Below are 8,584 nucleotides of genomic sequence, written 5' to 3' on the forward strand. Positions count from 1 at the left end.
GACCCCGCACCCCGCCCCTGACGCGGCGCCCCAAGCCGCCGTGCCCGTCACCGACGGCACCCCCGCTCCCAGCCGCCAAAAAAACGCGGCGTCCTTTTTGAACGGGGATACCCCCGGTGTGATGGCCAGCTACGGCCTGGGCGCCCGGGAGCCGGACAGCCCCATCCCCACCCAGGAAAGCGAAGATCTGGTGCGCAGCCTGGCCGCCTGGCGGCGGGAAGCCCCCTATGGCTGACCGGCCCGGCCGGACAAGGACAGCCCCTGCCGTTTTGTATGCGGCGGGGGCTATTTGGGTGGAAAATTTCTGAACTTTGCCTTCTGCGGGGTTGCATTCCGGGGCGGCTTCCTTTATTATGATAGAAAAGCCCCTGTGGCATCATCCCATACAAAAGAAAGCAGGTAAATGGCAATGGCAGAAATCAAATACGACATCATCCAGCGCATCGCGGTGCTCTCCCAGCGGCCCCGAGGGTGGGAGCGCCAGCTCAACCTGATCAGCTGGAACGGCGGCGAGCCCAAGTACGACATCCGCGACTGGTCTCCCGACGGCACCCGGATGGGCAAAGGCATCTCCCTGAGCGCTGAGGAACTGGGGGTCCTGAAGGGGATCCTGGAGGAGATGGAGGAGATCACCGTCCCCGAGGAGCCCGATCTCCCGGAGGAGTGAGATGGACAGGCGGGAAGAATTTCTGTCCATCTTCCGCCAGCATGTGACCCGGCCCGGAGCCGAACGCCTGCTGGACTGGCTGGACACCAAGACCGACTTTTTCACCTGCCCTGCCTCCACGCGGTTCCACGGCGCCTGCGAGGGGGGGCTGTGCATGCACAGCCTGAACGTCTACCACGCTTTGCACGACCGCTTCTTTACCGAAGGGGAGAGCGAGGAGAGCTACGCCATCTGCGCCCTGCTCCACGACCTGTGCAAAGCCAACTACTACAAAGCCTCCACCCGGAACGTGAAGAACGACGCCACCGGCCAGTGGGAAAAGGTGCCCTACTACTCCGTGGAGGACCAGTTTCCCTACGGCCACGGGGAAAAGAGCGTCTTTCTCATCGAGCGGTTCATGCGGCTGAAGGTGGAGGAGGCGGTGGCCATCCGCTGGCATATGGGCGGCTTTGACGACGCGGCCCGGGGCGGCAGCTTTGCCATCTCGGAAGCCTACGACCGTTACCCCCTGGCCATCAAGCTGCACATCGCAGACCTGACCGCCACCTATCTGATGGAGCACCGCACCAGCGCCGTGCGCTGAGCGCCCCATACCGGCATACAAAGACCGGCCCCCAGAGGAAGCAGCAGCTTCCCATGAGGGCCGGTCCTTTCTTTTTATGGTCGGGGCAGAGCGCGTCAGCCCTGCTTGTCCCGCTTTGCCTGCCGGTCATGCAGGTAAGAGGAGCGCTTGAGGGGGATGTGTTCCTGTTCCATCAGCAGGTCCAGCTGGCCCAGCACCTGGGAGGTGATCTCATCCAGGGGGCCGCCCTTGCGCCGCGCCTCTTTCCCGGGTGCGGTGCGGGGCTCGGGAGACTCCAGAAGCTCCATGGGGGCATCCAGCCAGGAAGGGGCGTCCTCCCCTTCGGCTCCCTGTGTGGCGGACGGGGGCGGCAGCTCCTCCGCAGGGGCCGGGCCTTCGCCGTCGGGCCAGAAGGGGCCGCGGGCCTCCTCGTCCGCCGGGGCAAAGCCGAGTTCCCGCGCTTTGTTGCACAGGGCCGTCAGCTCGGCATTCTCCTTCTTCAAAGAAAGGATGGTCCGCTCGCAGGCAAAGAGCTTGGTCTCATACTGTTTGATCTCCTGATGGGCCTGAGCCAGCCGCCGGGTCAGAGCCTCCAGCTGGGTCTCTCCCGGCCTCGGCTCGTCGGGCGGCACAGATGCCTCCGGCCGCAGCTTGATCTCGTCTGTCGTCAATGCCAGCACCCCCTCCAGTCGGCGCAGCCTGCGGCGGGCCTGGCGGGCCTGCCGGGCGCACTGTCCCCATGCACGGTCGATGCACAAAAGAAGATCCTTCTTTTCACGGCGCTGGGCCGCCAAAAGCCGAAGCATCTCCTCCGTCATAGCCGCTTCCTTCTCGTCTGTGTGTTGCTTGTGCGGTTTACTTGCGCTTGTTCAGGATGGCCAGCAGCTCATCGTAGTAACGGTTGTCGCTGTTCTCCTCCTCGACCGCAGAGGCAGGCTTGGCCGAGCCGGGCGCGGTGCCGTCCGCATTGAACACTACGCCGCTGCCTGTGCCGGCGCTGCCCCCCAGGGTGCTGCTGCCCGCAGCCGAAGCGGTGCTGCCCGCGCTGGCGTTGTCCAGCGCAGAGCGCAGTGCGTCCCCGGTGCGGTTGTCGAAGCCGGTGGCCACCACCGTGACCCGCATCTCATCCGAGAGGTTCTCGTCAAAGGCGGTGCCCCAGATGATGTTGGCGTCGGGATGGGCGCTCTGGGTGATGAGGCCGGCAGCCGTCTCGATGTCCTCCAGGCCGATGTCGGGGCTGGAGGTGATGTTGATGATAACGCCGTGGGCCCCGGCGATGCTGGTCTCCAGCAGGGGGCTGGACACGGCGGCCTTGGCGGCATTCTCCGCCTTGCCTGCGCCCTTGGCGCTGCCGGTGCCCATGTGGGCGTAGCCGGCGTCCTTCATGATGGAGCGCACGTCGGCAAAGTCCAGGTTGATGAAGGCCGGCACATTGATCAGGGCCGAGATGGACTCGACGCCCTGGCGCAGCACGTTGTCGGCGGCCTGGAAGGCGTTCATCAGGGTGATCTTCTCCTGGCTGATCATCTTCAGCCGCTCGTTGGGGATGACGATCAGGCTGTCCACGTGCATCAGCAGGTTGGCGATGCCCTGTTCGGCCAGGCCCATCTTCCGCTTGCCCTCAAAGGCAAAGGGCTTGGTGACGATGCCCACCGTCAGGACCCCCAGGTCATGGGCCACCTCTGCCACCACAGGGGCCGCACCGGTGCCGGTGCCGCCGCCCATGCCGGCCGTGATAAAGACCATCTGTGCCCCTTTGAGCACATTGGCGATCTCGTCCTTGCTCTCCTCTGCCGCGCGCTGGCCCACTTCGGGGTCGGCGCCGGCGCCGCGGCCCTTGGTCAGCTTGGAGCCCAGCTGCACCTTGATGGTGGCATGGTTTTTGTTCAGGGCCTGCTGGTCGGTGTTCATCGCGATGAACTCCACTCCCTGCAGCCCATCGGCCACCATCCGGTTGACGGCGTTGCCGCCGCCGCCGCCCACGCCCACCACCTTGATGGTCGTTACGTTTTCGTCCATTTCTTCGTCAAGCATCAAAGCCATAGTCTTGTTCCTCCGTCAGGCAATATGGTCACTGGACAGCCCCCGGGCACGGGTCCCCCTTCCCAGGCGGCCCAGATAATACTCTAGTTGAGTTATACAAGTTTATCCTATCATCTTTTGGCTCCGATTGCAAGTTATTTTTTCCTTTTCAAGTCCCTTTTTTGCAATTTGACAATTTGGGCGCACATTTCTTATCCAATTCGTGCCCCCAGAGACCGCAGCATTTCCTCCAGGCCCCCGTATCCCCGGGCGATATATTCCCTCCCGGCGATCCGGCTGGACCCTCTGGCCCCCAGGGCCGCCACCACCAGCGCCGCTCCGCCCCGCAGGTCCCCGGCGGTCACATCGGCCCCATGCAGCGGCCTGCCCCCATGGATGTGCAGGGTCCGGCCCCGGACCGACACCGCCGCCCCCATGGCCTCAAAACCTCCGGCGCAGCCAAACCGCGCCTCAAACACATGGTCCACCAGCACCGTCTGCCCCCGGGCGCTCAGCAGGGCGGCCGCCACCAGAGGGGCCGCGTCGGTGGCAAGGCCGGGATAGACCCCCGTCTCCAGCAGGCCCACCCCCCGCAGGGGCCCGGCCCGGCCCACCGAGGCCCAGCCGGCGCCCCGCAGCACCCAGCAGCCCGCCTGCTCCAGCACATCCAGCACCGGCGCATAGAGGCCGGGGCTGCACCCCGCAATGGTCACCCGCCCCCGGGCCGAGGCCACGGCGCAGGCCAGTGTGGAGGCAAAGATGCGGTCCGGCATGGGACGGTAGGCCGTGCCGTGCAGCCTTCGGCCCCCTTCGATGACGATGCGGCTGGTGCCCGCGCCCTCCACGCAGCCCCCGCACCGGTTCAAAAACTGCGCCAGATCAAGGATCTCCGGCTCCAGAGCGGCGTTTTCCACCACCGTCCGGCCCCTGGCCGCGCACCCCGCCAGCAGCGCCGTCTCGGTGGCGCCCACACTGGGACCGGGCAGGCTCAGACAGGCGCCGTGCAGCCCCGACGGGGCGGACAGCACCAGCCGCTGGCCCACCTGGCACACACGGGCGCCCATCTGCTCCAGGGCGGACAGGTGCCAGTCCACCGGCCGGCTGCCGATCCTGCAGCCGCCGGGCAGCCAGGTCTCCACCCGGCCCAGCCGGGCCAGCACCGGCGCCGCAAACAAAATGGAGGCCCGCATCCGCCCGGCCTGGGCCTGGGGCAGACGGCAGCGGGAGGGCGGCCCCCCTGCCAGGAGGTTCGGCCCCTGCCACCGGGCCTGACAGCCCGCCGCCCGCAGGATGGCCAGACAGTCCTCCACATCCGACAGGCGCGGCGGCCCCAGCAGCGCCGCCGGACTGCCGCACAGCACGCTGGCCGCCAGCAGGGGGAGCACGCTGTTCTTGGCAGGGGGCACCTGCGCCCTGCCGTACAAGGGCCGGCCGCCCTGCACCTTGATCCTACCGCCCATAAAAATACCCCCGTTTCGCAAAAGATACCCTACGGTATGCAAAACGGGGGCGCTGTGTGAGGAAATACCCGCGCGAAATAGCCTTGCGGGCCGGGGTGCGAATTACCTGCGGAATTTGTCAAACGGGGGCGGGGTTCAAGCCTCCTGCCGGGACACCGACAGCACGATGCCCATCTCCCCCAGCAGCATCATCAGGCTGGTGCCCCCGGAGGAGAAAAAGGGCAGGCTGATGCCGGTGTTGGGGATGGTATTGGTGACCACCGCCATATTCAGCGCGGCCTGCATGGCCACCTGCACCACAAAGCCGATCACCAGCAGCCCGCCAAACCGGTCGGGGGCACGCAGGGCCAGGGTGATGCCCCGCAGCAAAAGCAGGACGAACAGGGCCACCACTGCCAGGGCGCCCACAAAGCCCAGTTCCTCGCAGAGGATGGCAAAGATAAAGTCGTTCTGGGGCTCGGGGACGAACAGATGTTTTTGGCGGCTGTTGCCCAGGCCCAGGCCGGCGGCGCCCCCCGAACCGATGGCATAGAGGCTCTGGATGGTCTGGTGGCCATCCCCCAAAGGGTCCGCAAAGGGGTCCAGCCAGGAGGCCAGGCGGCTGGCGGCATAGGGCACCAGGTCCGGCATCACCGCCACGGCGGCCCCCACCGCGGCCACGGCCCCCGCCCCCGCCAGGGCGAACCACCGCAGCCCGGTGCCGCCCACAAACATCAGCACCGCCCCGATGCCCAGGATCAGCACGGTGCCCGACAGGTGGGGTTCCAGCAGCATCAGCACCGCCACCGCCCCCAGCACCAGGCCGAAGGGCAGCACCCCCACCCCAAAGCTGCCCATCCGGCTGGCGTTGAGGGAGATGATATGGGCAAAGGTGAGCACCACCGCAAACTTGGCGATCTCACTGGGCTGCAGGGTGCCCACCCCGGGGATCACCAGCCAGCGCTTGCAGCCGTTGTACTCGGGCATGAACAGCACCACCGTCAGCAGCACCAGACTGAGGCCCATCAGGGGCCAGGCCAGCTTGTGGTAGATGTGGTAATCCACCCGGCTGGCCAGCCACATGGCGCACAGCCCCAGAGCCGCATACAGCAGCTGCGGGCGGATATAGGCGTAGGGGTCACCCCGGCGGTAGAGGGCCACCGCATAGCTGGCGCTGAACAGCATCACCAGCCCAAAGGCCACCAGGGCCAGCACCAGGACCAAAAAGGGCAGGTCCAGCGGGGGCTGGGCGTGCAGCCGGGGGGATCTGTCCGGAGCGGGCCGGCGCAGCCCTTCCCAGCGGGTGGTAGCGTGTTCCATCTGCATCCGGAGGCCTCCTTTCTCTGTGCCTTTATTGTACGCAGCCGGCCCCGCCCTTAGTCATGGACCGGCCCTGCGGGCGCATACACTGGAACGAAAGGAGGGACGCCCATGCCTCAGGAACCCATCCTGCCCGGCCGCAGCTTCCGCCTGCGGGCCAGGCTGGTGGCCGCAGGGTTCTGTCTGCTCTGCTTTGGGGGCCTGGCCGCGCGGCTGGCCTGGCTGCAGCTGGCCGACAACAGCCTGTATGTCCAGCGCGCTCTGGGCCAGCAGCTGCAGGATACCACCGTGCCCGCGGGACGGGGCCGCATTTACAGCGCCGACGGGGCGCTGCTGGCCGCCAATGCCTCCTGCTGGACCCTACGGGCCTCCCCCCGGGAAATGCCGGAGGAGAAGCTGGAACTGGCCGCCCAGGGCCTGGCTTCCATCCTGGAGCTGGACAGCGCCAGCCTGCTGGAACAGTTCAGCCGCCGGGACTCCAACGACTGTCTGCTGCGCTACCGGGTGGACCGCGCCACCGCCGATGCGGTGCGGGATTTCTGCCAGCAGAACGCGATCACCGGCATCCGCATCAACCAGGATACACGGCGGTGGTATCCCCAGGGGGAGCTGCTGGCCTCGGTGCTGGGCTTCACCAATGTGGACAACGCCGGCGTCTCGGGGCTGGAGCTGGAGTACGACAGCCTGCTGGCCGGCCAGGACGGCGTGGTGCTGACCGCCGTCAACGCCTGGGGCTACACCCTGTCCCAGAGCTATGCCATACAGCAGCCCCCGGTGGAGGGCAGCAGCCTGGTGCTGACCATCGACACCCATATCCAGCGCTACCTCGAAAACGCCCTGGGCTACGCCGTACAGGAGCACAGCGCCGCCGCCCGCGGGGTAGGCATCGTGCTGGATGTGAACACCGGGGCGGTGCTGGCCATGGCCACCACCCCGGCCTACGACCCCAACCAGCCCCGCGTGGTCTATGACCCGGCCGCTCGGGCCGCCGTCAACGCCCTGTCGGGCCAGCAGCGCGCCCAGGCCCTCCAGCTGACCCAGCAGACCCAGTGGCGCAACAAGGCGGTCAGCGACCTGTATGAGCCGGGCAGCGTGTTCAAGCTGATCACCTGCGCCGCCGCCCTGGATTCCGGGGCCGTGCAGCCCGAGGACACCTTTGTCTGCGGGCCCTATATCTCGGTGGCGGGCACCCGCTTCCACTGTGCCAACCGCAAGCGCCACGGGGTACAGACGGTCACCCAGGCCCTGATGAATTCCTGCAACCAGAGCTTCATCCAGATGGGGGCGCGCCTGGGCAAAGAGGCCTTTTGCAGCTACTTTGCAGCCTTTGGGCTGCAGGGCGCCACCGGCATCGATCTGCCCGCCGAGCCCGCCCACAGCCTCTATTACACCGCAGACCGGATGGGCCCGGTGGAGCTGGCCTCCTGCTCCTTCGGGCAGAGCAGCAAGGTCAGCTTTATCGGGATGGCCGCAGCGGTGGCCGCCATCGTCAACGGTGGCCGGCTGATGCGCCCCTATGTGGTGGCCGAGGTATACAGCCCCAGCGGGGAACTGCTGCAGCAGAACGGTCCCACACAGGCCGGGCAGGCCATCCGCCCCGAGACCTCTGCCCTGATGCGCCAGATGATGGAAGCGGTGGTGGTGTCGGGCGGCGGCCAGAAAGCTCAGATCCCCGGCTACCGGGTGGGCGGCAAGAGCGGCACCAGCCAAAAACTGGACAGCGACGACCCCACCGCCCGCATCGCTTCCTTTGTGGCCGTGGCTCCCATCGATGACCCCCAGCTGTTGTGCCTGGTCTGCATCGACGAGCCCCACAGCTGGACCACCGCCGGCGGCACCATCGCGGCCCCGGTCTGCGCCGAGGTGCTGGAGCAGGCCCTGGTCTATCGGGGGGTGCCCCGCACCGCCGTCCCGGCCGCCCCCGCCCTGGCCGAGCTGCCTGCGGACGGGGACAGTTTGAGCGGCGAATAATATCTACACAGGCAGCAAAAGGCCCCGCGCCCTTCCCAGGGTGTGGGGTCCTGCTGTCCTTATCGCTTCTGGATCTGGCCGCTGGTATGGAGGATAAGGCCGGCCTTGGTGTAGGTGTCCGCCCAAACGTCCTCCAGCTTGATGCTGCCGAGCACGCTGCCGATCTCGAGGTCCCCGGCTGTCACCTGCTTCAGGCTGGCGTCGCCGACGGCGCCGCTCACCGACAACGCATCGGCTTCCACATTGTGGAACTGGCCTGCGCCCTTGGCGTGCAGTCGGACGACCTGCTGTTCGACCGTGGCAGCGAGCGCAGCCGTGTCCTGGCCGAGCTGTCCGATACGCTGGACCGCTGCACCTCCCAGCAGCTGCGCATCCTGACCGACATCGTCAAGGCCGCCAAGATATCGCTGGACAAGTACCAGCAGCCCTAAACGCAGGCAACGGCTGTGCAGCACTCACGATCTGTCCCGCCCTGCACGGCACGCAAAAAGCAAAACCCCCAAGGCATACGCCTCAGGGGTCTTGTTTTGAGAGAAGCCGGCATCTACCTATTTTCACAGGCCGTGTCCAGCCAACTATCTTCGGCACAAGTGAGCTTAACTT

At 66.7% G+C, this 8,584-nt stretch carries 9 protein-coding genes and 1 pseudogene; 5 read left to right on the forward strand and 5 right to left on the reverse strand.

What is annotated here, in order from left to right; genetic code table 11:
* From B5G12_RS14690 to B5G12_RS13810, 3 genes and pseudogenes are all read left to right on the forward strand, one after another.
* Positions 1 to 235 (forward strand): annotated as a pseudogene (locus tag B5G12_RS14690) (hypothetical protein); the annotation flags it as partial.
* A 174-nt stretch (positions 236 to 409) separates the two neighbouring features.
* Positions 410 to 667 (forward strand): YdbC family protein, encoded by a 258-nt coding sequence (locus B5G12_RS13805; RefSeq protein ID WP_087231088.1) that lies wholly within the window; start codon positions 410 to 412, stop codon positions 665 to 667.
* Between the two features lies 1 nt (position 668).
* Positions 669 to 1,250: a hydrolase gene (locus B5G12_RS13810; RefSeq protein ID WP_087325447.1), complete on the forward strand. Its 582-nt coding sequence runs from the start codon at positions 669 to 671 to the stop codon at positions 1,248 to 1,250.
* A 95-nt stretch (positions 1,251 to 1,345) separates the two neighbouring features.
* Here the strand turns inward: B5G12_RS13810 and B5G12_RS13815 are convergent, their stop codons facing one another.
* The 4 genes from B5G12_RS13815 to B5G12_RS13830 form a co-directional block, all read right to left on the reverse strand.
* A complete protein-coding gene (locus B5G12_RS13815) occupies positions 1,346 to 2,047 on the reverse strand; it encodes a hypothetical protein (RefSeq protein ID WP_087325448.1) in 702 nt (233 codons plus the stop codon).
* Between the two features lie 37 nt (positions 2,048 to 2,084).
* Positions 2,085 to 3,272 (reverse strand): cell division protein FtsZ, encoded by a 1,188-nt coding sequence (ftsZ, locus tag B5G12_RS13820; protein WP_087231097.1) that lies wholly within the window; start codon positions 3,270 to 3,272, stop codon positions 2,085 to 2,087.
* Between the two features lie 191 nt (positions 3,273 to 3,463).
* Positions 3,464 to 4,711 (reverse strand): UDP-N-acetylglucosamine 1-carboxyvinyltransferase, encoded by a 1,248-nt coding sequence (locus B5G12_RS13825; RefSeq protein WP_242956057.1) that lies wholly within the window; start codon positions 4,709 to 4,711, stop codon positions 3,464 to 3,466.
* A 135-nt stretch (positions 4,712 to 4,846) separates the two neighbouring features.
* Positions 4,847 to 6,010, reverse strand: coding sequence for an FtsW/RodA/SpoVE family cell cycle protein (locus B5G12_RS13830; protein WP_087231125.1), 1,164 nt, complete (start codon positions 6,008 to 6,010; stop codon positions 4,847 to 4,849).
* A gap of 111 nt (positions 6,011 to 6,121) precedes the next feature.
* On the opposite strand from B5G12_RS13830, the gene B5G12_RS13835 reads away from it, so the two are divergent.
* On the forward strand, positions 6,122 to 7,981 hold the full coding sequence (locus B5G12_RS13835) for a peptidoglycan D,D-transpeptidase FtsI family protein (RefSeq protein WP_087325449.1): 1,860 nt from the start codon (positions 6,122 to 6,124) through the stop codon (positions 7,979 to 7,981).
* A gap of 59 nt (positions 7,982 to 8,040) precedes the next feature.
* On the opposite strand, the gene B5G12_RS14535 is transcribed toward B5G12_RS13835, so the two are convergent.
* A complete protein-coding gene (locus B5G12_RS14535) occupies positions 8,041 to 8,223 on the reverse strand; it encodes a hypothetical protein (RefSeq protein ID WP_144064177.1) in 183 nt (60 codons plus the stop codon).
* A 3-nt stretch (positions 8,224 to 8,226) separates the two neighbouring features.
* Between B5G12_RS14535 and B5G12_RS13840 the strand changes: the two genes are divergently transcribed.
* The gene (locus B5G12_RS13840) at positions 8,227 to 8,412 is read left to right on the forward strand and encodes a hypothetical protein (protein WP_087231103.1); all 186 of its coding nucleotides are present in this window, start codon (positions 8,227 to 8,229) and stop codon (positions 8,410 to 8,412) included.
* Positions 8,413 to 8,584 lie beyond the last annotated feature (172 nt).

The sequence above is a fragment of the Faecalibacterium sp. An58 genome (assembly GCF_002161515.1).
GTDB classification, from domain to species: Bacteria; Bacillota; Clostridia; order Oscillospirales; family Ruminococcaceae; genus Faecalibacterium; species Faecalibacterium avium.